The following is a 26,469-nucleotide window of genomic DNA, read 5'->3' on the forward strand; positions in this document are numbered from 1 at the left end:
ATCATGGTGGTGGTGGCTGTCGCGATGTTCCTTGGCATGACAATGGATGGGGCGAAATCGCTTCGCGAGGATCAGGCAGGCAAGCCTGATCCGCGGAGTATCCCGCAGAGCGAGAACGATCTGGGGAGGGCGCCCCCTCGGAATTAGTCGGCGGTGCCTGACGAAGGCGCGTCACCTTGGCGGCCTTTCCGACCAACCCGATGTAAGCGGTTGGCTCTCAATCACTTCACGGCCGGGCTGCACGTCTCCGGCGCAGGTTTCTTACGGTCTGCGGACAGACGCCCACCCTTGGCCCCGGAAGTCTGCAGCACCATCGCGCAAACCCCATAGGCCTCCAGTTCGGCCAGGTTCGGCTCTGCGCCCAACATGCCCCTAACGTCCCGCGCTCCGCCTGCAGTGCTCGTGCGCTAGCGTGGGACATCGGATTGAGGGAGCGCGGGCTTGGTGCCGAATATCAGCCCTTGAGGGTTGCGTTCCACCTGCCGCAATGAGCGTCCGACGCCGTTGAGAATGCGCTGGCCGTCAGTCGTGAAGGTTTGGATGCTGCGCAGGCCATTTCGCGTGAAGCGGCTGATTTCCGCGGTTATGCCTTGCGTGCTCTTATCGAGATTGTCTGCCAGTACGCGGATGGATTTTGCAACATCGGCAACATCGTCGAAGGCACTGCGGCCGTCTTGGCCGGCAGCTGTGTTGAGAAAGGCTTGCGCGCCCTTCAGTACGTCCTCCACCTGTTCGGCCGCCCTGTTGAGCTTCTCGCTCATTGAGGCGACGTCCTTCACTGCGTTCCGAACGTCCCCGCTTTTAGCGCCCAACGTCGCAGTGAATTTCTCGGTGCTGTCCACGATGCCGATGACATATTGTTCGTCGACCGAGCGGATAGTCTCGGTAAGCTGCTGGCTGAAAACACCCAGTTTGGCGGTCAGGGGGGCGATAAATTCGGCGCCTGTGCCGATGCTTTGCATCAGCTTGTCGACGCTGCTGGAATAGTCGCTCAGCGAGCCCGAAAACCGTTCCAGGTTTTTGACCGTTTCGTCGATCGAGCCTGCATTCTGCTTGAGCGCCGTTTCGATGCCGCCAAGCGCGTCATCAGCATTCTTCGTGAAGGTGCGAACGGTTTCGAAGATGTCTTGAGACGCTTCGGCAATAATTGTCGGCAAGGATGAGCCGGCCTGTGGGGTCAAGGCAGCTGCTTGATTGTCGCCGCCGCGGAGTTGAACGACAACAACTCCGGCCAATCCCTGTCCTTCAAGGCGGGCGGTTGTATCGGTGCGTAACGGCGTCGAGCGGTCGACCTTGATGACTGCAAGGATCTGGCGGGGATTGGCAGGGTTCATTTCGATCTGCGTCACCTCGCCGACGCGCAAACCATTGAAGAGCACGCTGGCGCCGCGGCCGAGACCTGACACCTTGTCGTTGAAAATGAGCCGGACATTGACCGTGCTGCTGCCGCCACTGCTGAACCAGTAAGCGAACCCGAGCAGCGCCGCGAGAGCTGCCAGCGTGAATAACCCAATCAGTGCATGCTTAGCTCTCGATTCCATTCCTGATATCTAGCACAAGAAGAGCTGATCGGCCCCGGCTGTCGTCCTCCCGTTGCGCGAGAGCCGGACGGTGGGAGGGATGACCACCCGGTCCGTTCCTCCCAGTGTTCCCTTCAGGTAGTCGTCGAGCCGGTCCATGTGTTCGCGCTAAACGAAACCACTGCAGTTGACAGCTCGGCCTAAGGCAAGGATGTCCGCTGTCCGGCAACGCGCGACCGTCCGGAAGTGGCGCTGATCGGAACCATTGCGCGATCGCCATGTTGAGGCGGGGCTAGCGATTGAGCTCTTGGCCGACCCGGCGCGAAGATCAATCCCGCCAGACCTTTCGGTGGCATGGGGCATCCCCTTGGCTGTCGCGTGCAGCCTCCGTTCTGATCGAGAAGAGCGCTCAATGCGATCGGGAAGCCAAAGAGCCATTGCAGCAAAATCAGGACAACGCTCACCAAGCCGACGGGCGCTTCTTGGGCTCGATGCTCTGAATTTCTTCCTGGCGGATGTGCGCGACGGCCTTGGACCCTATCTTGCGATCTACCTCATTGCCGTGCGCGGCCCCGAGCAGGGGTGGAACGAGGCGACGATCGGACTGGTCATGACCATCGCCGGCATCGCAGGGCTCCTCGCGCAGACCCCGGCTGGGGCGCTCATCGACCGAGGCCGTCACAAGCCCGCCATCTTGATCGCGGCCGCGCTTGCCGTGACAGCCTCCTGCGTGGTGCTGCCTTTCATCAGCGATTTCTATCTCGTGGTCGGTACGCAGTCGGCTGCCGCGATCGCCGGAGCTATTTTTCCCCCGGTACTGGCCGCGATCACGCTCGGTCTTGTCGGACCGAAGATGTTCGCGAAGCGCATCGGCCGCAACGAAGCGTTCAACCACCTCGGCAACGCCGCCTCGGCCGCCATTGCAGGTGCCACGGCCTACTTCTTCGGACCGGTCGTCGTGTTCTGGCTCATGGCGGTGCTCGCCGTATTCAGCATCGGCGCCATGCTGATGGTGCCGGGGAAAGAGATCGACGACGACCTCGCCCGTGGGCTCGACGATGCGGCCGATCATGACAAGCCTTCCGGATTGAAGGCGCTGATGCAGAACCGCCATCTGATGCTGTTCGCGTGCTTGTGCGCCATATTCCATCTCGCCAATGCGGCGATGCTCACCTCGGTAGGCCAACTGCTGACCCGAGTCGTCGGAAAGGAGCAGGCAACCTCGCTGGTCGCGGTGTGCATCGTCGCCGCACAATGCGTGATGGTGCCGATGGCACTGTTGGTTGGCGCGAAAGTCGATGCCTGGGGCCGCAGGCCGCTCTTTCTGATCGCCTTCGGCGTCCTGGCCGGGCGCGGCGCGCTGTATGTGCTTTCAGACAATCCGTTCTGGCTGGTCGCAGTGCAGATGCTCGACGGCGTCGGTGCTGGCATTTTCGGGGCGCTGTTTCCGATTGTGGTCGCCGATCTGACCCGAGGCACCGGGCGCTTCAACGTCACCCAGGGTGCGGTCGCGACATGCCAAGGCCTGGGCGCCTCGATCTCGGCCTCGCTCGCTGGCATCATCATCGTCCAAGCCAGCTATTCGGCCGCCTTCCTGACGCTGGCCGCGATCGCCGCCGCCGGCTTTGTCATCTACCTCGTTGCGATGCCAGAGACGCGAGATTATCGGCCGTCGATGAATGACCGCGCCGCTTTGGCGACGACGAGCGAATAGGCAGCGCTCATGGCTTCGCCTGATGTACGAGGGCAACCCGCTCGCCATGATCGTCGAGCAAGCCGGTGGCATCGCGACTGACGGTCGTCAGCCTATCTTGGATGTCGAGCCGAGCGCTCTCCACCAGCACGTGGCGGTGATGATGGGCGACGCCGAGGAGATGGGACAGCTCGCGAGCTATATTCCCTCAGGCCACCCGGAATAGCCGGCTGCCGGGCCCCGGCGGGCGGGGGGCCCGGCAGCCTGTCTACTGGGGCCGTTGTCATGCGGCATTGGCTTCGGCCGCTCCCGGCACCGGCGTCATCGCGCACGCCCCTTCGGGCGTGGCGCGCGTCAAGTCGAGGCCGCCCTTGGCGAACAGCTCAGCCAGCCAGTCGACGAAGACGCGCACCTTGTTGGAGAGATGCCGGTTCGGCGGATAGACGATGTGGAGCGGCTTTGGACCCGCGCACCAGTCCAGAAGGATCGGCACGAGCCTGCCATCGGCGATCGCCTGCCGGGCCATGAAGGTCGGTAGCTGCAGGATGCCGTGGCCCGCCAGCCCGGCTGCCAGATAGCCCATGCCGTCGCTCAGCGAGATGATGTAACTGCCGGCGATCTCGATCGTCTCGGTATGGTTCTGGTAGATCATCGGCAGCACCCGCCCTCCCAGCGCCGGCCGGTAGGCGACGATCCGGTGGCCGTCCTCGATCTCACGCGGATGGCGGGGCGTGCCGTGGCGTGCGAGATAGTCCGGCGCGGCACAGGTGATGATCTGCATCTCGCCGATGCGCCGCGCGATCAGGCTCTGGTCGGCGATTTCGCCGGCCCGAACCGCACAGTCCAGGTTCTCCGCGACGAGATCGGCCGGCCGGTCGCTGAGCCCGAGATCGAGCTGGATGTCGGGATAGCGCTCGTGGAACTCGTGCAGGGCCGGAATGATCACGGTGATCGCCAGGGAGGAGCTGCAGTCGACCCGCAGGCGGCCGCTCGGGCGCGCCTGCGCCGAGGTCAGGCTGCCGTCGAGCTCATCGAGGTCGGAGAGCAGGCGCAGCGCGCGTTCATAATAGGCGGCGCCGTCCAGTGTCACCGTGACGCGGCGCGTCGTGCGGTTCAGGAGCCGGGCACGCAGATGCGCCTCGAGCTGCTGGATCAGCTTGGTCACCGTCGGCTTCGGCATGTCCAGCAGATCGGCGGCACGGCTAAAGGTCCCCGTCTCGACGACTCTGACGAAGGCGCGCATCGCGGAAAGCTGGTCCATCTCGCCTCGTGATTGTTTCTGTTTGTGAATAATGAATGAGCGGATAACCTATTTATTCCGGAATTGCCATTGCCTATCTCCATGTCGCAACGCAACATCGAGGGGTAGCCATGCCCGCCATCGCCCTGCAGAAACTCCGGCCGGTTCTCTCCGTCTTCTGGCGGGACGAGAGCCTGACGCTGCGCGGAGAGAGCTTTGCGGGCCGCCTCTACGTTCCCGCCGAAGTGCCGGACAGCGCCGGGCTGGTGCTGCATCTGCATGGCGGGCACTTCAACAGCGGATCCACGGCGGAAGGGCAGGCCGTTGCCACGGCGCTGACAGAAGCGGGCGCTGTGGTGTTCTCGCTTGCCTATCCGCTCGCGCCGGAACAAGGGTTCCCGCAGTCGCTCGACAACATCTATGACGCGCTCGAGGCGCTTTACAGGGGGCGCTCGCGCTGGACCGCCCGCAAGGCGCCGCTCTACGTCGCGGGCGAAGAGGCCGGAGGCAATCTCGCTGCGGCTCTGGCGATGATGGCGCGCGATCGCGGCGGGCCGCTGCTGGCCGGCCAGATACTGCTCTCGCCGATGCTCGACGCCTGCCTCGGCACCGCCTCGCTGCGCGAGGCACAGGCCGGGCCGGTCGGCTGCCGCTGGGCCGATGGCTGGGCGGACTATCTCGGCAGCCCTGAGCGCGCCGCCCATCCCTACGCGGTTCCGCTCCAGGCCGCACGGCTCGCCGGCCTGCCGCCGGCCTTGCTGATCAGCGGGCAGGACGACCCGATGCGCGACGAGGCGGCGCAATATGCGTCCCGCCTCGGCAAGGCCGGGGTCGCCGTCCGCCATGTCGAACTCGCCGCTCCAACCCGCTGGCCGCAGGCCTATTCGGAAGCGGCGAGGGAAGGCTCCTGCCTCTGCGACACGCGCGGCGCAATTGCCGCCTTCTACGCGCAGACCGCGCCGCCCTAGCGCCACCGGTCTTTCCCGACATTTCATTTCGAACTTTCAGAAGGATTTCACCCATGATTCAGGGAACGACCCGTCATGGCCTGCTGGCCGGGCTCGCAGCCTCGGTCGCGCTCGGCGCCCTCGTCACCATCGGCCTGTCCGGAACCAGCGCGCAGGGCGACACCGCGCCGGCCGCGCCGGCTGCCATCCCCGTCTCCGTCGCCACGGTCGAGTCGCGCGAGATCGTGCCCTGGGCCGAGTTCTCCGGCCGGCTCGAGGCGATCGAGCGCGTCGAGCTGCGCTCGCGCGTCGCCGGCGTCGTCGAGGCCGTGCATTTCCGCGAGGGCAATCTGGTCAAGCAGGGCGACCTGCTCGTCAGCATCGACCAGGCGACCTATCTCGCCGAGCTGGAGCGGGTCGAGGCGCAGGTGCTGGCTGCCGAGGCGCGCGTCGCTCTGGCCACCACCGAGCATGAGCGCGGCCAGCAGCTCATCGCCAGCCGCAACCTGTCGCAGCGCGACCTCGACACCCGCATTAACGGCCTGCGGGAGGCGCAGGCCAATCTGCGTTCGGCGGAGGCTGCGCGCCGCACGGCGCAACTCAACCTCGACTACACCCAGATCCGCGCGCCTATCGCCGGGCGCATCGGCCGGCTCGACGTCACCACAGGCAACCTGATCGCCGCCGGCGGGCAGGTGCTGACGACGCTGCTCTCGATCGACCCGATCTACGCCGCCTTCAATGCCGACGAGAAGAGCGTGATCGACGCTCTGGCCTCGCTGCCGGAGGGGCCGCGCGCGCTCGAGCAGATTCCGGTCAGGCTGACGACCGCGGCCGGCGGTTCCGCCAGCGTCGAGGGCCGGCTGCATTTCGTCGATAACGGCATCGACGGCGCCAGCGGCACGGTGCGCGTGCGTGCCCTGCTCGACAATCCCGGCGGCAGGCTGATGCCCGGCCAGTTCGTGCGCGTCCAGCTTGGACAGGCGAGGGCGGAGGCGCAGCTCGTCATCAACGAGCGCGCCGTCGGCACCGACCAGAACAAGAAGTTCGTCTTCGTCGTAGGCGAGGACGGCAAGGCCGTCTGGCGCGAGGTTACGCTCGGCGCGGCGCACCAGGGACTGCGCGTTGTCACCGGCGGCCTGAAGGCGGGCGAGCGCATCGTCGTCAATGGCCTGCAGCGCATCCGCCCGGGTGCGACGGTCGCGCCCGAGACCGTGCCGATGGCGCAGAAGAGCGAGATCAGGGCGAAGCCCACCGAACTCGCCCAGCGCTGACGCGCTCCCGTCATTCTCGGGCGAAGCGAAGCGCAGGCCCGAGAAACTCGTCGAAGAGATGCTCGGGTCAGGCCCGAGCATGACGCTTTCCTCACAAAACAACCAAACGCCGCTCCAAAGGGGGGCGACCCATGAACCTCTCGAAATTCTTCATCGACCGGCCGATCTTCGCGGCGGTCCTCTCCGTTCTCATCTTCCTCGCGGGGCTGCTGTCGATCAGGGCCCTGCCGATCTCCGAGTATCCGGAGGTCGTGCCGCCGACGATCGTCGTGCGTGCGCAATATCCCGGCGCCTCGCCGCGCGTCATCGCCGAGACGGTGGCGACGCCGATCGAGGAGCAGATCAACGGCGTCGAAGGCATGCTCTACATGTCGAGCCAGGCGACGACGGACGGCGTGATGACGCTGAACGTCACCTTCCGGCTCGGCACCAGCCCGGACCAGGCGCAGCAGCTGGTGCAGAACCGCGTCGCGCAGGCCGAGCCGCGTCTGCCGGAGGAGGTGCGCCGCCTCGGCGTCACCACGATCAAGAGCTCGCCGGACCTGACGATGGTGGTGCACATCACCTCGCCGAACGGCCGCTACGACATGACCTATCTGCGCAACTACGCGGTGCTGAACGTCAAGGACCGGCTGGCGCGGATCGACGGCGTCGGGCAGGTGCAGCTCTTCGGCTCGGGCGACTATTCGCTGCGTGTCTGGCTCGATCCGCAGAAGGTCGCCGAGCACGGGCTCTCGCCCGGCGATGTGGTGCGCGAGATCCGCGCCCAGAACGTGCAGGCCGCGGCCGGCGTGATCGGCGCCTCGCCCAATGCGGCGGGGCTCGATCTGCAGCTCTCGGTCAATGCACAGGGCCGCCTCCAGAGCGAGGAGGAATTCGGCGAGATCATCGTCAAGACCGGCGCCGACGGCGCCGTCGTCAGGCTGAAGGACATCTCCCGCATCGAGCTCGGCGCGGCCGAATATTCGCTGCGCTCGCTGCTGAACGGCAAGCAGGCGGTCGCCGTGCCTGTGTTCCAGGCACCGGGCTCGAACGCCATCGCGATCGCCGACCGCGTCCAGGAGACGATGCGCGAGATCAAGCAGAACATGCCCGAGGGCGTGGACTATGCGATCGTCTACGACACCACCCAGTTCGTCCGCGCCTCGATCAAGGCGGTGATCACGACGCTGCTCGAGGCCGTGGCGCTGGTGGTGCTCGTCGTCATCGTCTTCCTGCAGACCTGGCGGGCCTCGATCATCCCGCTCGTCGCCGTGCCGGTCTCGGTCGTCGGCACCTTCGCGGTGATGTACCTGCTGGGCTTCTCGATCAATGCACTCAGCCTGTTCGGGCTGGTGCTCGCCATCGGCATCGTCGTCGACGACGCGATCGTCGTGGTCGAGAACGTCGAGCGCAATATCGAGAACGGTCTCAGCCCGCGCGACGCCACCTACAAGGCGATGCGCGAGGTCTCCGGCCCGATCATCGCGATCGCGCTGGTGCTGGTCGCGGTGTTCGTGCCGCTCGCCTTCATCTCCGGCCTCACGGGGCAGTTCTACCGTCAGTTCGCGCTCACCATCGCGATCTCGACGGTGATCTCGGCGATCAACTCGCTGACGCTGTCGCCGGCCTTGGCCGCGCTGCTGCTCAAGGGGCATCACGCCCCGAAGGACCGGCTGACGCGCGTCATGGACAAGCTGTTTGGCTGGTTCTTCCGCGGCTTCAACCGCTTCTTCAACCGGTCCTCGGAGGCCTATGGCGGCGGCGTGCGCCGGGTAATCTCGCGCAAGGCCGTGATGATGGCGCTCTATGTCGTGCTGCTGGGCTTCACCGGCGTGCTGTTCAAGGCGGTGCCGTCGGGCTTCGTGCCGGGTCAGGACAAGCAGTACCTCGTCGGCTTCGCGCAGCTGCCGGACGCCGCCACGCTCGACCGGACGGAGGATGTCATCCGCCGCATGGACGAGATCGCGCTAAAGCATCCGGGCGTCGAGAACGCGATCTCCTTCCCGGGGCTCTCGATCAACGGCTTCACCAACTCGTCCAATGCCGGCATCGTCTTCGTCGGGCTGAAGCCCTTCGACCAGCGCAAGGACCCGGCGCTCAGCGGCAACGCGATCGCTGCCGATCTGAACAAGCAGTTCGCCGGCATCCAGGAGGCCTTCATCGCGATGTTCCCGCCGCCGCCCGTCCAGGGGCTCGGCACGATCGGCGGCTTCAAGCTGCAGATCGAGGATCGCGCCGGCCTCGGCTACAAGGCGCTGGACGAGGCGACCAAGGCGTTCATGGCCAAGGCCAGCACGGCGCCGGAGATCGCCGGCATGTTCTCGAGCTTCCAGGTCAACGTGCCGCAGCTCTATGCCGATATCGACCGCACCAAGGCCCGCCAGCTTGGTGTGCCGGTGACGGAGGTGTTCGACACGCTGCAGACTTATCTCGGCTCGACCTATGTCAACGACTTCAATCGCTTCGGCCGCACCTACACCGTGCGCGTCCAGGCCGACGCGCCCTATCGCGCGCTGCCCGAACATATCGGCCAGCTCAGGGTGCGCTCGAACACCGGCGAGATGATCCCGCTCAGCGCGGTGCTCAACGTGCGCGCCGATGCCGGTCCGGAGCGGGCGATGCGCTATAACGGCTTCCTCTCCTCCGATATCAATGCCGGCGCGGCTCCGGGCTTCTCGTCCGGCCAGGCGCAGCAGGCGGTGGAACGGATCGCAGCCGAGACGCTGCCGCGCGGCTTCGTCTTCGAATGGACCGAGCTGACCTATCAGGAGATCCTGGCCGGCAATTCGGCGATGATCGTCTTCCCGGTGGCGATCCTGCTCGTCTTCCTGGTGCTGGCGGCCCAGTACGAGAGCCTGACCCTGCCGATCGCGATCCTGCTGATCATTCCGATGGGGCTGCTCGCGGCGCTCGCCGGCGTCTGGCTCACGGGCGGGGACAACAACGTCTTCACCCAGATCGGCCTCGTGGTCTTGGTCGGGCTATCGGCGAAGAACGCGATCCTGATCGTCGAATTCGCGCGCGAGCTCGAGTTCGAGGGGCGAACGCCGGTGGAGGCCGCGATCGAGGCCAGCCGCCTGAGGCTGAGGCCGATCCTGATGACTTCGCTCGCCTTCGTCATGGGCGTGGTGCCGCTGGTGATCTCGACCGGGGCGGGCGCCGAGATGCGCCAGGCCATGGGCATCGCGGTCTTCTCCGGCATGATCGGCGTCACCGCTTTCGGCATCTTCCTGACGCCGGTGTTCTACGTGCTGATGCGCAAGCTGGCGGGCAACCGCCCGCTCGCCCGGCACGATGTCGAGGCCCCGGTGCTGCAGGCGGCGGAGTGAACCTCTGAGCTCAGGAAAGCGCGGCCGCGCAATCTGCCCTGCATCGTGACGCGACGGCCCGCCGATTCAGGGGCCGTCGAGGCGTCACGAAGGAGGCGACAGGCCTTTCCGGCGTCCGTGATGATTGTGCATCTAGCCATCGGTGTCCAACCCGTGGGCCTCCAGGTCGAAACAGGTTTTTCAACGTTGGGTTGCGCACTCTCGCTGTGAGGACCCTGCCGGCGAACCCACATCGCGGGCTCTCCGCGCAGCTCAAGATGCGTGGCGCTCGGGCCGGAGGGCAGCGCGTGACCGGCACACATAAACCAACTCCATCGCGCAACGAGTCCTTGACCGGGGCGGGACGGATCCTTCGGGTTTTGAAATTGATGTCGGCCTATCAAAAGATATCGACACGCCGGAGGGAATTGTTGAACATCGTTACGCAGTTGGCTCCATAACTCTTATGGAAATGACCGCTGCGGCGCGATAGACGCCGCCCGGCGGAGACGAATGATGATCAGTGGAAAAGGACGTCTCGTTCTTCGCTATGCGAGAACGATTTCTGTCGAGTATCAATTCGGTGGCGCATACGATGATACGCGCTCTGGTTACTTGTTGTGCGATACGTCGCAGGTCGATCCAGCAAATTTTTGCGATCGCCTGACGCTACTTTGTGACGACGGCGTCGAGATAATCGTTGCGGTGACGAATGTCGGGGACCGCCATCTCGCGGTGGTCGGTCGGCTGCGGCCGGCGCAGGATGCGGCTGCGTAGTCGACGGCAATAGAAAGCACCGCTGGCACGAGCTTTCGGACGCTCTCGCAATAGCTTCGAACCCAATGATATCCGCCGAGAAGTACGATTTGGCACTTGAATTGACGCCGAACTGCTGACGGCTTCAGCCTGCTTTGGCTAGCCGGGCCTTTTGACTGTCGCGTAAAACAGACAGACGCTGCTGATTATGCGCCATCGCATGATCCGCGTCGCCACGAGCTCGAAAAGCAAATCCGGGCGCTATGAAGCAAGCCCAGGTCGCGCCGTGGGCAAGGCCGAGATCTCTCAGAACAGCGTCGTCGGTCAGCAAGTAGGTCCGTGGCGATTTGGAGCATGTTCATGGCGGCGAAGATCAAAAGCCGGGAGGATTACGGGAGGGTGACGCTTCGGATCGAGGCGCTCGCCCAAGCGGGTGACGCACGCGATGAGGCGGAGTTGGTCGAGTTGCGCGATGCCGCAGAGAAATGGGATGCGGGGCAGGGCGGGGAGGTTGCGGGCGATGATTTGAACCGGCACAGATTGGAGCGGCGGCACAATCCGATCACGGCAATGTTTGATCGCCTGAAAAAGTTCGAGAAGAAATAGGCTGGATCGAGCAGCGGCGCCCGCACGGGCGGAACCGAATGGCGGCACGACGGCACAGATGACCGACGAGCGCTCAGCCCCTCTCCGATTCAACAACGATTATTCCGGTGATGGCGAGGATCGTAACGGCGAGTCCAGAGGCTGCCCAGGCGGTTGGCAGGGGCCCTATGGACGCAGCTAGTACGGATGTCGCTCCCGATACACAGAGCACCCCACAGATCGCCAGCAAACGCACCATTTAATCCTCCGTTGCGTAGCCAACTCGGATGCGGAATCGAGGTTCCGTGCTGGGCTCACGGCTCGAGAGGTAACGATTGAAATCAGGATTGGGCATACCACCAAACGAGCCTCGCTCGCCGAGCGCTACCTATGCAGCATCGACACGAGCGCGCGGTCCGAAGTGACCTCGGCCGTGCTTCGGCTTCCGTCACCGCCCTCCGGGCGTGAATCAACTCGCCGACGATTTCCTGGTGCTGACAGTCCGGGATCGCCGATTGGTCGAACCTCCTAAGCCTGCCGCCTACCGAGAAGTAGCCGTCCGGCGTCGTCGGCCGGGTTCACTTATGGGCGAGCACGTATCACACGTATCAGTGGACGGTTGACCCGTCGTCCTCATCGGGGTCGATGAGCTGGGCTAGGCCGAGCGCCTGCACGCCTTCTGTGAATTCGGCCATCGCCGCGGAATCCGTGGTGAAGACGTCCTGCCAGACTGTGGAGCCGCCATCCTGGTCCATGACCTCCAGCGTCCATCCCTCGGTGCCTTCGACCTTGTAGATTTCGACGCGCACCGAAATCTCTTCCTCGCTGTATTCCTGGCTCAGTGGCGATCGGACGACGTTTGGATAGTCAGCCATCAAAGGCCTCCTTCATGAAGATCGACGCTTCGTCGGCCTGCTCTCGCGAGCCCTTGAGCCCGCGTCACATGGCAAAGCCGACGGCGTACTGCTGATACACTGCGCCGTAGAAACAGCCTGACGCCGCGAGGACGAACGCGTGCCATATGGCATTTTGGAAAAGTAGTCGGTGCCAGACGTGGAAGCCCACGCCCACCGTATAAAGCAGGCCACCCGCCAGCATGAGCTCCAATGCGATGCCCGGCAGGTCAACGATGCTGTCCCAAAGCACGATTCCGCTCCAGCCGATAAGCAGATACAGCGCAATCGAAAGGCGATCGAACCGAACGGGGAGAACAACTTTGAGCAGAACCCCGACTGCCGATGCAGCCCAAATAACGACAAGCAGGAATTGCGCGAGGACGCTTTCGCCCAGCTTCATCAAGAACGGCGTGTAGGTCCCTGCGATCAGAATGTAGATGGCCGAGTGGTCGAAACGCCGGATCATCCACTTCATCGGCGATACCGGCCACATGTTGTAAACTGCCGAGACGACGAGAACGGCAAGCAGCGCGAGCCCATAGATCGCAACAGGAATGAGATCTGATGATGAGCCGTGTGCCGCGACCTTGGCGATAAGCCCCGTCACAGCGGCTATCCCCAGCGCGACACCAAGGACGTGCACCAATCCGTCGGCCCACAGCTCCGCACGATTGAAAACGAAGCGACCTGAAGAGGGAGGGTTCATTTGTTCCTCGCGGACCGGCCAACGCGACACCCGACCGATGCCAATTCGACGATTTTCACAGCACAGAGTCGGGCGACTCTTTGATCTTACGACCTCAGTCTGGCGGCACCATATCTCTCAGAATACGTCATGAAATGGTGGAGCCCGCCGCTCCCGCGACGGGCTCCAAAGTATCCCAAAAAAGGACTGGTTTAGCGAGGCATCAGAATGTCGATTTCTTCGTCGCGATGCCGGCCTCCCAGCATTGCCGCAAGATAGGCCGCGGCAGCTCCGACGAGCAGCACTGCCGCCGTCATGAAGGCGACAATGATGCCGGTCTTGCGCGCCTTTTCGGCCGCCTGCTTAGCAGTTTCCTTCGCCTGATTAAGACGTGAGAAAGCGTCGTCGATGCGTTTCTCGGCCTCTTCCTTCGGAATATTCATGCGCGTGGCCATTCGGGAAACGACGTAATCACGATCAGCCGGATCCAAGGTGCCGTTCGCCAAGCTGCGAACGAGTATCCGAGACGCCTCGTCGCGCTCTGCCTGGCTGATCGGCTCGGTACCGGTCGACCGCATGACGCTGTCAACGGCTGACGCGAGTGGATCTGCCTGCTGGCTGATCAAGGTACTCGCCCCACCCGCGACGGCGGCTGCTCCCGTCGCAGCCGTCTTGGCAGCACCCATCAAGGAGGAGGACGTCATGAACGCCACGATAAGCGCGCCGACGGCCCATACGACAAGCCCATGCGCGCCATCCCGAACACCGCGTTCGCTTGAACTGCTGTCGGCGAGGGGTTTCCTCATGCGCCCGGCAAGGTAGCCGCCGGCGCCACACGCCGATACCGTGACCCAGAGAGCCCAGAGCGCACCGGCAATAGCGAGGACCACGGCGCTGCTGGACCGCGAGGGTTCAGCCGAGACCAGCGACAAACCAATTGCCGAACCAAAAGCCACCATGGTCGTCGAGATGGCGGCTGAAAGCACTGCGCCCCCGAGGATTGGGCTCCATTCCAAATAAGATCCGGCTGAATGCTGGGCCTCGGGAGGAGTGACGACAACGACGTCAGTTGAGCCGAGCGACATGACTTAATCTCCTCACCGCAAGCCGAGAAAAGACAGGATGGCCAGAATGACCACCACCAGCCCAACGAGGTAGATGATACTGTCCATGGTAACCCCCATCGGCGATGCGCGATTGCGCGTGTCGGCTAAACCGCACCGAGAACGACATGTTCCAGGTTCGCGAGGGTGCTAGGCTCAGGACTCATCGTTTGAGCCGGAAGATGAATGCCGCGGCGAATGCGATGGCTGACATGAAGGTGTGAGCGCATCGATCGTATCGTGTGTGGATGCGGCGCCAGTCCTTGAGTCGAGCGAACATGTTCTCGATGCGATGGCGCTGGCGATATTGCGATTGATCTTCAAGGGAATGCACGGGCTATGCCGCGTGCGGCGAGCGCGGCTCTGAACAAGTCGGCGTCATAGCCCCTGTCGGCGAGCATGGCCTTGGCGGGCGGCAGGGCATCGACCAGCATGGCGGCGCCGAAGCCATGAAGATGGAGCATGTGCTGCGTGCGCCACGAGACGGCGTTGTCGCCGAGGTTTGCGTTGGTGATGGACAGCAAGTCAATGACGGGGACCAACTGATCCGGCTCGAAGATGGTGGCCCGATCACGACCTCTTCAGCAGCAAAATCCGTCTCTACGCGACCCTGAAAGACACGACCCTGTGAGCTTGTCTTCGGGCCGCCGGGCACGGCTGTTCGCCGTGCCCGCAATCTTCCTTCTCAAAAGGGCGCGCGCTCCCTCTGGTATCGGCCGCACGCGGTCCGAAACGCCAGTGTCTCGACAAATCGCGGTTTCGTGCCGATGTAGGGCAGGCGGATTTTGGTCCGCAGCTTCGCGAGGCCTGATGTTCCGTTTCATCCACAGCTCGGACCTGCATATCGGCAAGCGCTTCGGCACGATGCCGGAGGAGCTGCGCGGCCGGCTGCGCGATGCGCGCCACACCGTGCTCGACCGGCTGGCGCTGCAGGCACGGGCGGGCGGCGCCGGGACGATCCTGCTCGCCGGCGATTGCTTCGACACCGAGACGCCGAGCCCGGCGATGCTGCGGCAGGCGCTCGCCGCCATGGCAGGGCACGCGCCGCTGCGCTGGATCCTGCTGCCGGGCAATCATGATTCGCTGCTGGCCGACGAGCTCTGGGCCGCGACGCGCGCCGCGCTTCCGGCGAATGTCCTGCTTGCGACCGAGCCCGGGCCGATCGAGATCGAGCCCGGCGTCGCGATTCTGCCGGCGCCCTGCACCACGCGCCGTCCCGGCCGCGACCTGACGGAGTGGATGGACCGTGCCGCCACCGCGGACGGGGCCCTGCGCATCGGGCTCGCCCATGGCGCGATCCAGAGCTTTTCCGAGGATGGCGGCGGCCTCGACATCATCGCGCCCGACCGGGCGAGCCGGGCCGGGCTCGACTATCTCGCGCTCGGCGACTGGCATGGCCAGATGCGGATCGAACCGCGCTGCTGGTACAGCGGCGCGCCTGAGCAGGACCGCTTCAAGCATGAGGGGCCGGGCCGGGCGCTTCTCGTCGCGCTCGCCGGCCCCGGCGCCATGCCCGAGGTCACGCCCGTCGAGACCGGCAGCTTCGACTGGCGCATGCTGCCGCTGGAGCTGCTCTCGGGCGAGGACGCGGCGACGGCTCTGGCCGAGCGGCTGCCTTCCGGAAGCGTCCGCCGGCAGGTGCTGCTGCGGGTCGTCGCGTCGGGGCGCCAGCGCCCGCAGGCGCGCGCCGCGCTCGATGCCGCCGTCGCGGCGGTCGCGCCCGAATTCGCGCATCTCGTCCTCGATGCGGAGGCGCTGGCGACCGATTGCGAGAGCGCCGATCTCGACGCCATCGACCGCGCCGGGGCGCTGCGCCAGGCTGCCGACAGGCTCTTGGCCGAGAGCCAGGACGAAGCGCGCCCGAGCAATGAGCGGGAGGCGGCGCGGGACGCGCTCGTCAGGCTGTTCAGCTATTGCGAGGCGATGCCGTCATGAAGCTGACGGCGCTACGTCTCCACAATGTCCGTCGTTTTGCCGGGCGCGGCATTGCCGTCGAGGGCATCGGCGACGGCGTCAACGTGCTCTGCGCCGTCAATGAATTCGGCAAGTCCACCTGCTTCGACGCGCTGCACGCGCTGTTCTTCCAGCCACATACCGGGACGCCCGGCGCCGTGCAGGGCCTGCGGCCCTATAGCGGCGGCAATCCGCTGGTCGAGGCGGATATCCGCACCGGCGAGGGCGCCTTCCGGCTGACCAAGCAGTATTATGGCGGCCGGCGCGCGACGGTGCGCGAGCTCGCGACTGGCCGGCTCGTGGCCCAGGCCGACGAGGCGGAGCGCTTCATCGCGGGGCTGGTCCAGGGCGGCACGAGCGGCCCGGCCGGACTGCTCTGGGTCCGGCAGGGGATCACCGGGATCGACCGGCGGGCGAAGAGCGACGAGGAGGGTGAAAAGCGCGCGCGCGAAACGGTGCTGACCTCCGTGCAGGGCGAGGTCGAGTCGCTGACCGGCGGGCGCCGCATGGCGCAGGCGGTCGCGGCCTGCGAGGAGGAGTTGTCGCGGCTGGTGACGGCGACGGGGCGACCCAAGGCCGGCGGCCCTTATGCGCAGGCCATCGAGGAGCGCGACCGGCTGCTCGAGGCCGAGCGCAAGCTCGCAGGCGAGGTGCGCGAGCTACGCGAGGCGCTGGACCGGCGCCGGGCGCTTCGGGTGCGGCTGGCGGAGCTGGAGAGCCCGGAGCAGCAGGCGACGCGCCAGCGCGAGGTCGCTCAGGCGGAAGCCGCCTTCGCCGCCGCGAAGGCCCATGGCGAGGCGCTGCGGACGGCGGAGGTCGAGGCGGCGCTGGCGCGCAACGGCCGCGATGCCGCTGCGCAGGCGCTCGACGGCCAGCGTCGGAACGCCGCCCGCTTCGCCGTGCTGCGCGAGCTTGAGGCCGAGGGCCGCCGGAAGCGTGACGAGGCGCTGGAGCGCCAGCGCGCGGCGGGCGAGGCCGGACAGGCGGCGGCTCTCGCGGTCGATGCGGCCGAGGCAGCCGAGCGCGAGGCGCGCGACCTGCTGACGCGGCTCGAACGAGCCTTGCGCGCCCGCGACGCGGCCGAGGCGCTTGCCGTGACCCGGCAGGCCTACGCCAAGGCGGAAGCCGGCCGTGCCGAGGTCGAGACCATCCAGGCCGAGCTGAAGGCGTTGGCACTGCCGGCTGCGGCGGTGAAGCAGCTCGAGGCGGTGGAAACGGAGCTGGTCGGGCTCCGGGCCGTTGTCGCCGCCCACGCGCCGCTGCTGCGGATCGACTATCGCGAGGGCGTGAGCGCGGCCATTGCGCTCGACGGTGTCGCGCTGGCCGATGGCGAGGAGCGGGCGCTGACGCGGAATGCCGTGCTGGAGATCGAGGGGGTCGGCCGGCTCGGGCTGACGCTGCCGCAGGGCGCGGATGGGCAGGACGATCTCGGCCGGGCTGAGGCGCGGCGCCTGACCCTGTTGGAAGGGCTCGGCGTCTCCGGCCTGGCCGAGGCGCGCGCTCGCGAAAGCGCGATCCGCGACCTGTCCGGCCGGTTGGAACTGGCGAAGCAGCGCCTCGGCCTGCTCGCGCCGGACGGGTTGCCGGCCTTGCAGGAGAAGATCGCGCGGCTCGAAGCCCAGAGCGCCGGCGCGGCCGAGGCGAGTGAGGACCCCGAGGCGATGCGCGGCGCGCTGGTCGCGGCCGAGGCGCGCGTCACCGCCTCGCGCATGGAGCAGCGCGGGGCGCAGGCCGCGCGCGACCAGGCCAGTGCGACGGTCGTCGAGGCCGAGCGGGCGCTGGCGAGCGTCGCTTCCGAGCTCACCGGCCTAGCCGCCATGCTCGGTGCGGAAGAGGGGCGCGCGGCGCGGGAGGCGGAGCTCGCTTCCGCGCTCGCCGACGCCGAGCGGATTTGGGCGGCGGCGCAGGCGCAGGTCGAGAGCTTGCGCGCGGGCGCTGCGGATGTCGCGGGCGCCGAGGCGAAATATCGACGGATGCGCTCGGTCGCCGACGGCGCGACGGCCGAGATCGGCAAGCTGCGCGAGGAGGCGGCCGAGCTGAACGGGCGCATCCGCGGGCAGGCCGATGCGGCGGTCGCGGAAGCTTGGCAGGAGGCGCGGGACAAGCTGGCGACGGCCGGAGCGCGGCTTGCCACGCTGGAACGCGAGGTCGCGCTGCTGACGCGCTTGCGCGGCGCCCTCGACACCGCCCGGACCGAGGCGCGGGAGCATTATTTCGCGCCGGTGATGCGGGAGCTTCGGCCGCTGCTCGGCCTGCTCTTCGAGGACGCGACCGTGACCTTCGACGAGGAGACGCTGCTGCCGCGCACCGTCAGCCGCAATGGGCTGGAGGAGCCGGTCGGCGTGCTGAGCGGCGGCATGCGCGAGCAGCTCGCCGTTCTGACGCGGCTCGCCTTCGCGCGGCTGCTGGCGAAGGACGGCCAGCCGGCACCGGTGATCCTCGACGATGCGCTGGTCTATTCCGACGACGACCGGATCGAGCGTATGTTCGACGCGCTGCACCGGCAGGCGAGCAACCAGCAGATCATCGTCTTCTCCTGCCGCCAGCGCGCCTTCGCCGAGCTTGGCGGCAACAGCCTCCAGATGGTGCCGTGGAGTCCCGAGGGGTGAGGCAGGCTCTTGCTAATCCGGCGTAGCAGCGGTTTCACGCAAGGAGCGCTTGCCAGCGCGGCCAAGCCCCGCTCAAAGAGCGGAATGACCCCCATGCTTCAGCCCGAGCCCCGACGATGACCGGTCACGCGCCCGAGGCCCGCCCGCTTTCGCTCGCGGAGCTGGGCTGGTCTGATTTCTTCGCCACGCAATGCGGGCCGGACGCGGCGGGGCTGGTGCCTGTCCGCATCGCTACCGTGCATCGCGCCCGGATGAGCGCGGTCGGCGAGGCCGGGCCGATCCGACTTGAACTGCCGGTCCATACCAATACCGGCGACTACACCGTCGGCGACTGGGTTCTGGTCGAGCCGGGCACGCATCTGCTGCGGCGGCTCCTGGAGCGCCGCAGCGTGCTGGCGCGCCGCATCGAGGGGGCGAAGTCGCCGCAGCTCGCCGGCGCCAATATCGACACGCTGTTCATCGTCACCTCCTGCAACGACGATTTCAATGTGGCCCGGCTGGAACGCTATCTGGCGTTGGCCAATGAGAGCGGGGCCGAACCGGTGATCCTGTTGACGAAGGCTGATCTCGCCGCCGATGTGGAGAGCTATCGCGCCCAAGCCGCCGCGCTGCAGCGCGGGCTTGCGGTCGCGATCGTCAACCCGCGGGAGGCCGGAGCAGCGGTGGTGCTCGAGCCCTGGTGCGGGGAGGGGCGTACCGTCGCGCTGGTCGGGTCGTCGGGCGTCGGCAAGTCGACGCTGGTGAACGCGCTTGCCGGCGCGGACGAGGGCGAGTTGCAGGCGACCGGCGGCATCCGCGCCCGCGACGACAAGGGCCGCCACACCACGACCTCGCGCTCGCTGCACGCCATCGCCGGCGGCGGCTGGGTGATCGACACGCCGGGGATGCGGACGCTGCATGTCAGCGATGCCGCCGCCGGCCTCGAGACGCTGTTTGCTGAGATCGCCGAGCGCGCGCCGCTCTGCCGCTTCCGCGACTGCACCCATGAACACGAGCCGGGCTGCGCCGTCCAGGAAGGCGTCAGGGAAGGGCTCATCACGCCGGAGCGGCTGGCGCGCTGGCGCAAGCTCGACCTCGAAAACAAGGCGAAGACGCCCGAGGCGCGGGGGCCGAAGGGAAGGCGGCGATAGCAGCCGGACGGGGTGGGCGGCGCGGGGCCCCGCTCAATAGGCTTGCGCGCCCCTAAGGCCGATGGCGCATCGGGAGTACCTCCAGCGCAGTGCTCGACGCTGCCGTCCGCTGCGCGTTCTATGGGCGAGCTGCAGGAACCGCGTAGGCGCGAGGGATGGCCGTCGCCGGTCCGGCCCGCCGGGCGCGCCGCCGGCTGGACGCGCGAGGAGCCCGGGATGCCGTTGTCCATCGTCACGACTCCGATGGCGAAGCCCGCGTGGCGAGCGGGGGAGGAGCGCGACTTTGGCGATCGCGTCCTGCTGTGCCTCTTCGTCCTGCTCTTCGGTTATGCGTTCTTCGGCAAGGGCTTCGCCTATATCGGCGTCCCCCCGATCTTCGTCAGCGAAATTGCCCTGCTGTTCGGCCTCGCCGCGCTGCTGCTGAGCGGTTGCTGGCTAGCCGTGCTGATGACGCTGCCGAGCCTCGCCATCGTGGCGCTGATCGGCTGGGTCCTGCTGCGGACGCTGCCAAATATCGGGCTCTATGGCGTCGATGCGCTGCGCGACAGCGTCCTGGCGGTCTATGGCCTGTATGCCTTCATCATCGCCGCGCTGCTGGTGCAGAAGCCGCGGCGCCTCGGCTGGCTGCTGCAGCACTACAGCCGCTTTGCCCTGATCTACGGTTTCAGCGGTGCGATGCTGGCCTATGCGACGAATTCGCTCTCGCATCTGCTGTCCTGGCCCTTCTCGGGCGTGCCGGTGGTCTATGTGCGCATGGGCGAGGCGGCGGTCCATCTCGGCGGCGCCGCCGTCTTCGTGCTGCTCGGGCTCAGGCGCGTGCCCTTGCTTTGGCTCGTGATGATACTGGTCGGGTTCCTGATGATCTCCGTCAGCCGCGGAGCGATGCTCGCCTTCGCCGTGCCGCTCTGCGTGGCGGCGGTGCTCGGTGGCAGGCTGCATCGCATCGTGCCGATCCTCTTCGGCGGCGGCGCGGTGCTCGCAGTCGTGATGGTGCTCGGCCTCCAGATCGAAACCGAGGGCGGGCGGGTGATCGGGCCGGCCCAGCTCGTGAACAATGTCGAGAGCCTGGTCGGGCACAGCGAGGCGGCGAATCTCGATGGCACCAAGACCTGGCGCCTGCGCTGGTGGCAGACGATCCAGGACTATACGCTGCGCGGTCCCTATTTCTGGACCGGCAAGGGGTTCGGCGTGAACCTGGCCGAGTCTGACGGCTTTACACTCGGACAGGAACCGGGAGTCGCGCCGGTCAGGGCCCCGCACAACGCCCATCTCCACATTCTCGCGCGGGCCGGCGTGCCGGGCCTGGCTCTCTGGGTGCTGGTCTGCGCGACATGGTTCCTGATGTTGGCGTCGCGGGGCTTGGCCGCGCGCGCCAATGGCGATGCGGACTGGGTCAAGCTGTTCATCTGGATAGGCTGCTACGGCCTTGCGATGCTGATCAACGCGTCCTTCGACGTGGCGCTGGAGGGGCCGATGCTGGGCATCTGGTTCTGGTGCATCATCGGGGTGGGGATCGGCCTGACGCTGATCTACGATACCGGCCGCGATATCCTGCTCACCAGACCGGTGGCAGCGCTGCCGCTGCAGCGCCTGCGGGGGTCGTCTGCGCAGACAGGCCGGTGAAGGCGCTCGCGGCGACGGTCGTGCTGCTGCTGCTCGGGGCCATTCCGCTCGAGGCCGCTCCCGATGCCGGGAGCGCCTGCCCGGCCGATGCGGCCCGCATCCCGCCGGGGCAGTCGCTCGCGGAAGCCGCGGCGCGCGCGCCGCCGGGCGCCGGATTCTGCATTGCGGCCGGTATCCACCGCATGCAGGTCGTCCGGCCGAAGACCGGTCAGCGCTTCTTCGGCGAGTCCGGCGCCATTCTCAACGGGGCACGGGTCCTCACCGAATTCAGGCAGGTCGCCGGAGGCTGGGTCGCTGCGGGGCAGGCGCCCACGGGCGAGCTGCGCGGAGTCTGCGAGCCGGGCCATGAAGGCTGCGAGCTGCCCGTCGGCGTCTTCCTTGATGGCGAGCCGCTGCGCCGGGTCGCGAGCCGTTCCGGCCTGCGTCCGGGCAGCTTCTTCCATGATCAGGCCAGCCGCGACATCGTGCTCGCGGATGCACCGCAGGGCAGGCTCGTCGAGGTCTCCACCGCGACGCACGCTTTCATCGGCGCGACCGATGCGGTGCTGATCCGCGGCCTTGTCGTCGAGAAATACTTCAACCCGGCGCAGGAGGGCGCGATCCGCGGCGACGGGCGGGGCTGGCGGATCGAGCACTCCGAGCTGCGGCTGAACAGCGGCGCCGGCGTCTCGGTCGGTCATGACGGGGTCGTCGCGGACTGCAATATCCACCATAACGGGCAGATCGGCGTCACCGCGGACGGCACCAACATCGTGATCGAGGCCAACGAGATCTGGAACAACAACATCTTCGGCTTTGCCACGGAATGGGATGCCGGTGGCCTGAAGATCACCGAAAGCTCCGATCTCTTCATCCGCAACAACTACGTCCACCACAATGTCGGGCCGGGGCTGTGGTGCGACGAGCGCTGTATCAACGTTCTGTTCGAGGGCAACCGGATCGAGTTCAACCGTGGTGCCGGCATCTTCTTCGAGCTGTCGTCGCGCACGGTCATCCGCGGCAACCAGCTGCGCGAGAACAACCAGGGCGGGGCAGGCTGGTTCTGGGGTGGCGAGATCCAGATCGCGGCCTCCGAATATGCCGACATCCACGACAATACGCTGATCGTCCGGAATCCCGGGCGGGGGGTGATGCTGATCGACCAGAACCGCTGGAAGGTCGGCGGCGGCTTCTACAAGACGCGCGGCAACCACGTGCACCGCAACGATATCACCTTCCTTGGAGAGGGTGCCGCCGGCGGCGTTTCGGTGGGCAACCCCTTGGCCGAGAACTACGCGATCATCAGCAAGGGCGGAAACATCTTCGACCAGAACACCTATCGCTACCGCGGCCGCGAGGCCCCCGTCTTCGCCTGGGACACGCTCCGGACGGATTTCGCCGGCTTCCGGCGGCGGGGGCAGGAGGCCAACGGCACCCTGATCGCGGAGAAGCCGGGCGGGCCCTGACCGCGCGTTCACGGGGCGGACGGCACCGGGGCTGCGACAGGCAGCGTTGCGGGCCGGCGGCGCAGCTTCCGGTCGAGCGGCTTCTCGATCAGCAGGAAGACGACGAGGCCGAAGGCGATGCTGGCACCGACTCCGACGATCCGCACCGGCAGCTCGAGCCAGTCGGGAGGGTCGAGATGGCCCATCAGCTTGCCGCCGGCCGAGAGCAGGAACCAGTGCGAGAGATAGATGCTGAAGGAGGCATCGCCGAGCTGCCATATCAGGCGGTTCAGCGGCGTATCGGCGAAGCGGCCGCGGCAGGCCAGGAAGCCGGCGAAGACGAGTGCCGCGATGGCGATGCGCAGCAGCGGCAGCCGCCCCCATTCCGGTGCGAGCCACAACGCGCCGATCGCGAACAGAATGAAGGGCAGCACGTCGATCCAGAGCTTAGACGACCGTCCATCTTCCAGCACCCGCGCCAGCCAGCCCAGGCCGAAGGCGAACATGAAGGGGCTGAAGACGTGGGAGAGCAGAGCGGTCGAATCCGCACCGGGGGCGCCGGCGATGAGCGGGTGCGGCGGAGTGCCCAGTACCGCCCCGACGGCGCCGAGCCCCGCAAGCAGCCAGGCGAGAGAGAGCTTTGCGCGATTGCTCCCGCCGATCGTCAAGAGCATCACGGCGACGAAGACGTAGAAGACCATCTCGTGCTCGAGCGTCCAGCCGACGCCGAGGATGGGGAAGCCTGTCTGAGGCAAGATCAGAAAGGACTTTGCCATCGGCAGGAGTTCGAAGGTGAAGTTGTTCAGGTGCCAGGCCGGGTTGAGCAGGTAGGCGAGCACCGCGACGCAGGTGAAGATCCAGTACATCGGATAGAGGCGCAGGATGCGCGCGACGAGGAATGGCCGGGCGCCGTCCGACTCGCCGACCCTCATGCAGATCACATAGCCGGAGACGATGAAGAACAGCTCCACGCCGATCGCCGACAGGGGCTGGTACCAGGCCGGTATCGGCACGCTGCTGGTGAAATGCTTCGTCAGCAGGCTGGAGTGGCAGATCACGACCTCGCATGCCGCGACCGCGCGCAGCCACTGAATCTCGACGCGCCGTTCCCTCTGCACGGTCATGCTCCCCGGCGGGATGCCGTTCCCCTGGCGGGGCAGGACAGGTTGGCGTGGTCGCCCGTGATCATGCCTGGGTAGCTGGTCGCGCAAGATCCCGTCACTGCGCGCCCCTTGCCGTGAAGACTGCAGGGAAAGTCTCTAATATGACGTAGATGTCGAGCCAGATAGACCAGTTGCGGATGTAGAAGAGGTCCTGCTCCTTCTGGACATCGAGATCGCCGCCGCTGCGGGAACTGACCTGCCAGAGGCCGGTCAGGCCGGGCGGCACGCTGACGCGCACACTCTGGAAGGCGGCGTCGAAGCTGTTCATGTGGTAGGCGGGGAAGGGCCGCGGGCCGACCAGGCTCATCTCGCCGCGCAGGATGTGCCAGAGCTGCGGCAGCTCGTCGAGGCTGGAGCGCCGCAGCAGATGCCCGATCCCGGGCAGGACTCTGGGGTCGTTGCGCAGCTTGAAGAAGCGCGACCATTCGGCCTGCGCCTCGGGGTTGCTCTGCAGGTAGCCGCTCAGCCGCGACTCCGCATCGCGATACATGGTGCGCAGCTTGAGCACCTCCAGCACCCGGCCATCGCGGCCGACGCGGCGCTGACGGTAGAAGGCCGGCCCCGGATCGGCGATCTTGACTGCCAGGGCGAGGACCGCGACGAGGGGCGCCACTGCGATCGCGGCCGGAACCGCGAAGGCGAGATCGATCGCCCGCTTCAATGCGAGATGACCGGAGCGGAACAGGTCAAACCGGACCTCCAGGCCCAACGCGGTGCCGAGATTGCGGGTTCGCAGACCGAGATTGGGAATGCCGCCGGCGGCCTCCGCGACGATGATATGCGCGAAGGGCAGGCGCGACAGCCTCATCGCGTCCATGCTCTCAGATGCCGCAAGATCCGAGGCCGAGACGATGGCGACCTCGGCGCTGCCGCCAAGCTGATGGGCTTCGCCGGCGCCACACACGATCGGAACCTTGCTGATGGGGCGTGCACCGTCATCCGGCAGGTCGGCTGCGATCCCGACGGGCCGCAAACCGAGCTTCGGATTGGCGAGAAGAGTGCTCGCCATTCGGGAGCAGCTCTCGACGGAGCCGATCAGCACGGTCGGGGCACCCCAGAGCCCGCCGCGCATCAGCACAAGGCGCGCCAGCCCCTCGATATAATGGCCGCACACGAAAAGCAGCAGCGTGACGAGGCCGATGGCCGCGGCATCGACCGGAGAACTCCAGGCCGAGGCCATGACGAAGACCGCCGCCCCCAGCCCGAACGCTGCGAGCGCACGACGCCGCAGCCGCTCGATCGGGCAGGGGCCCCAGCAGCTGTAGAGGCCGATGGCGCCATGGAGGAGAACGAGCGCGGCGAAGAGCGTGAGGCCGCTCTCGGCCCAGCCCCGGCTCGCCGCCGGCAGCAGGGCCGTCCCGGCCAGCACCGCGATGGCAAGGGTCAGATAGTCGCCTGCCACGAACGCGGTGACGACAGCGGCCCGGCGCCAGAGCGCTCCTTGCATCCGTCCTGCCCGCGCGGCTGCCGAAGCGGGGGCGAGATCGCCCCAGCTCATCTGTGTGCGCGACGACGATGCCACGGGCTGCATGACGTTCCTCCCCCAAAAGCCTTTATCTGGGCTGCAGCGCTCTACTCGGCGGCCTCCGCGGCCGGGTCATGCAACTGCGCCGCGCCGCCCGCGACCATTTGCTCGATCCAGCGATAGGTCGGCACGATGCCGTCCTTCAGCATGATATGAGGCTCCCAATCGAGGACGCTGCGCAGCCGGGAATTGTCGCTGTTGCGCCCGCGCACGCCCTGCGGGCGGGAGGTGTCGTGGCGCTTGATCACGGTCTTGCCCGCGGTCATGGCGACGAGGTCGACGAGTTCGTCGATCGTGACGAGCTCGTCCGTTCCCAGGTTCAGGGGCCGGTCATAGTCCGACTGCATGATCCGGTAGATTCCTTCGACGCAGTCGTCGACATGCATGAAGGAGCGGGTCTGCTGGCCGTCGCCCCAGATCTCGATGGTGCCGCCATCGGCGATCTCCGCGACCTTGCGGCTGATCGCGGCCGGCGCCTTCTCGCGGCCGCCGGAATAGGTGCCCAGCGGCCCGTAGACGTTGTGGAAGCGTACCGTTCGGGTCGGGAAGCCCCAATCCTCGGTGAAGTACTGGCAGAGCTTCTCCATGTAGAGCTTCTCGAGCCCGTAGCCTTCCTCGGGATCGGCCGGGAAGGCGTCGTCCTCGCGCAGCGGGGTGACGTCGGGCTTGGTCTGCAGATATTGCGGGTAGATGCAGGCGGAGGACGAGTAGAGGAAGCGCTTCACGCCGGCCTCGCGCGCCGCCTTGAGCATGTGCACGTTGATCAGCGTGTTGTGCAGCGAGATCGCGGCATGGGAGGAGGTGATGTAGCCGATGCCGCCCATATCCGCCGCGAGGTGATAGACCTCGTCGACGCCGGCGGTGGCGATGGCGCAGTTCTTCTCCACACGCAGGTCGAGCAGCCGGAAATCATGGGCTGCCGTCGGCGCGTATTCCGGCGCCTTGATGTCGACCCCGCGGACCCGCAGTCCCTTGCGGACAAGATAATCGACAAGATGGTGACCGATGAAGCCTCCGGCTCCGGTGACGAGAACAGTCTTCTCGGACATCTAC

The 26,469-nt window shown here is 66.6% G+C and carries 21 protein-coding genes and 1 pseudogene; 13 read left to right on the plus strand and 9 right to left on the minus strand.

What is annotated here, in order from left to right; genetic code table 11:
• Nucleotides 1-407: 407 nt before the first annotated feature.
• Nucleotides 408-1,541: an MlaD family protein gene (locus ASE63_RS17495; RefSeq protein WP_056804016.1), complete on the minus strand. Its 1,134-nt coding sequence runs from the start codon at nt 1,539-1,541 to the stop codon at nt 408-410.
• A gap of 391 nt (nt 1,542-1,932) precedes the next feature.
• Between ASE63_RS17495 and ASE63_RS17500 the strand changes: the two genes are divergently transcribed.
• A complete protein-coding gene (locus ASE63_RS17500; protein ID WP_056804019.1) occupies nt 1,933-3,234 on the plus strand; it encodes an MFS transporter in 1,302 nt (433 codons plus the stop codon).
• Entirely contained in the window at nt 3,200-3,439 is a 240-nt protein-coding gene (locus ASE63_RS17505; RefSeq protein ID WP_280137449.1) for a hypothetical protein, read from the plus strand. Before ASE63_RS17500 ends, ASE63_RS17505 begins: the two co-directional genes overlap by 35 nt.
• A gap of 57 nt (nt 3,440-3,496) precedes the next feature.
• Here the strand turns inward: ASE63_RS17505 and ASE63_RS17510 are convergent, their stop codons facing one another.
• Nucleotides 3,497-4,474, minus strand: coding sequence for a LysR family transcriptional regulator (locus ASE63_RS17510; RefSeq protein WP_056804023.1), 978 nt, complete (start codon nt 4,472-4,474; stop codon nt 3,497-3,499).
• A gap of 110 nt (nt 4,475-4,584) precedes the next feature.
• Here ASE63_RS17510 and ASE63_RS17515 point away from each other — a divergent pair, with 110 nt between their 5' ends.
• From ASE63_RS17515 to ASE63_RS17530, 5 genes are all read left to right on the plus strand, one after another.
• The gene (locus ASE63_RS17515) at nt 4,585-5,421 is read left to right on the plus strand and encodes an alpha/beta hydrolase fold domain-containing protein (protein WP_056804026.1); all 837 of its coding nucleotides are present in this window, start codon (nt 4,585-4,587) and stop codon (nt 5,419-5,421) included.
• Between the two features lie 53 nt (nt 5,422-5,474).
• A complete protein-coding gene (locus ASE63_RS17520; RefSeq protein WP_056804028.1) occupies nt 5,475-6,674 on the plus strand; it encodes an efflux RND transporter periplasmic adaptor subunit in 1,200 nt (399 codons plus the stop codon).
• Between the two features lie 131 nt (nt 6,675-6,805).
• Nucleotides 6,806-9,985 (plus strand): efflux RND transporter permease subunit, encoded by a 3,180-nt coding sequence (locus tag ASE63_RS17525; protein ID WP_056804031.1) that lies wholly within the window; start codon nt 6,806-6,808, stop codon nt 9,983-9,985.
• A gap of 495 nt (nt 9,986-10,480) precedes the next feature.
• The gene (locus ASE63_RS27365; protein ID WP_156410439.1) at nt 10,481-10,741 is read left to right on the plus strand and encodes a hypothetical protein; all 261 of its coding nucleotides are present in this window, start codon (nt 10,481-10,483) and stop codon (nt 10,739-10,741) included.
• A 339-nt stretch (nt 10,742-11,080) separates the two neighbouring features.
• A complete protein-coding gene (locus ASE63_RS17530; RefSeq protein ID WP_156410440.1) occupies nt 11,081-11,326 on the plus strand; it encodes a hypothetical protein in 246 nt (81 codons plus the stop codon).
• A gap of 587 nt (nt 11,327-11,913) precedes the next feature.
• On the opposite strand, the gene ASE63_RS17535 is transcribed toward ASE63_RS17530, so the two are convergent.
• From ASE63_RS17535 to ASE63_RS28480, 4 genes and pseudogenes are all read right to left on the minus strand, one after another.
• Entirely contained in the window at nt 11,914-12,180 is a 267-nt protein-coding gene (locus ASE63_RS17535; protein ID WP_056804036.1) for a hypothetical protein, read from the minus strand.
• Nucleotides 12,181-12,244: 64 nt separating this feature from the next.
• Complete coding sequence (locus ASE63_RS17540) at nt 12,245-12,907, minus strand: hemolysin III family protein (RefSeq protein WP_056804038.1); 663 nt, start codon at nt 12,905-12,907, stop codon at nt 12,245-12,247.
• 191 nt (nt 12,908-13,098) lie between these two features.
• The gene (locus ASE63_RS17545) at nt 13,099-13,971 is read right to left on the minus strand and encodes a hypothetical protein (protein ID WP_156410441.1); all 873 of its coding nucleotides are present in this window, start codon (nt 13,969-13,971) and stop codon (nt 13,099-13,101) included.
• Nucleotides 13,972-14,152: 181 nt separating this feature from the next.
• Nucleotides 14,153-14,432, minus strand: a pseudogene (locus ASE63_RS28480) (transposase); the annotation flags it as partial.
• Nucleotides 14,433-14,444: 12 nt separating this feature from the next.
• On the opposite strand from ASE63_RS28480, the gene ASE63_RS26760 reads away from it, so the two are divergent.
• The 6 genes from ASE63_RS26760 to ASE63_RS17575 all read left to right on the plus strand — a co-directional run bounded on the left by ASE63_RS26760 (nt 14,445) and on the right by ASE63_RS17575 (nt 22,749).
• Nucleotides 14,445-14,603, plus strand: coding sequence for a biotin/lipoyl-containing protein (locus ASE63_RS26760; protein ID WP_348271361.1), 159 nt, complete (start codon nt 14,445-14,447; stop codon nt 14,601-14,603).
• Nucleotides 14,604-14,799: 196 nt separating this feature from the next.
• Nucleotides 14,800-15,924 (plus strand): DNA repair exonuclease, encoded by a 1,125-nt coding sequence (locus ASE63_RS17555; protein ID WP_056804043.1) that lies wholly within the window; start codon nt 14,800-14,802, stop codon nt 15,922-15,924.
• Nucleotides 15,921-18,551: an AAA family ATPase gene (locus tag ASE63_RS17560; protein WP_056804047.1), complete on the plus strand. Its 2,631-nt coding sequence runs from the start codon at nt 15,921-15,923 to the stop codon at nt 18,549-18,551. Before ASE63_RS17555 ends, ASE63_RS17560 begins: the two co-directional genes overlap by 4 nt.
• Nucleotides 18,552-18,667: 116 nt before the next feature.
• Nucleotides 18,668-19,681, plus strand: a complete 1,014-nt coding sequence (gene rsgA / locus ASE63_RS17565; protein ID WP_056804050.1) for a ribosome small subunit-dependent GTPase A — start codon at nt 18,668-18,670, stop codon at nt 19,679-19,681.
• Nucleotides 19,682-19,897: 216 nt separating this feature from the next.
• Complete coding sequence (locus ASE63_RS17570) at nt 19,898-21,304, plus strand: O-antigen ligase family protein (RefSeq protein ID WP_162261796.1); 1,407 nt, start codon at nt 19,898-19,900, stop codon at nt 21,302-21,304.
• On the plus strand, nt 21,301-22,749 hold the full coding sequence (locus tag ASE63_RS17575) for a right-handed parallel beta-helix repeat-containing protein (RefSeq protein WP_056804055.1): 1,449 nt from the start codon (nt 21,301-21,303) through the stop codon (nt 22,747-22,749). The genes ASE63_RS17570 and ASE63_RS17575 overlap by 4 nt, the downstream gene beginning before the upstream one ends.
• 8 nt (nt 22,750-22,757) lie before the next feature.
• Here the strand turns inward: ASE63_RS17575 and ASE63_RS17580 are convergent, their stop codons facing one another.
• The 3 genes from ASE63_RS17580 to ASE63_RS17590 form a co-directional block, all read right to left on the minus strand.
• Nucleotides 22,758-23,846, minus strand: a complete 1,089-nt coding sequence (locus ASE63_RS17580; RefSeq protein WP_162261797.1) for an acyltransferase — start codon at nt 23,844-23,846, stop codon at nt 22,758-22,760.
• A gap of 100 nt (nt 23,847-23,946) precedes the next feature.
• Nucleotides 23,947-25,422, minus strand: coding sequence for an exopolysaccharide biosynthesis polyprenyl glycosylphosphotransferase (locus ASE63_RS17585; protein WP_156410444.1), 1,476 nt, complete (start codon nt 25,420-25,422; stop codon nt 23,947-23,949).
• A 41-nt stretch (nt 25,423-25,463) separates the two neighbouring features.
• Nucleotides 25,464-26,465, minus strand: a complete 1,002-nt coding sequence (locus ASE63_RS17590; protein ID WP_056804064.1) for an NAD-dependent epimerase/dehydratase family protein — start codon at nt 26,463-26,465, stop codon at nt 25,464-25,466.
• Nucleotides 26,466-26,469 lie beyond the last annotated feature (4 nt).

The sequence above is a fragment of the Allobosea sp. Root381 genome, from assembly GCF_001429395.1.
Classification (GTDB): Bacteria; Pseudomonadota; Alphaproteobacteria; order Rhizobiales; family Beijerinckiaceae; genus Allobosea.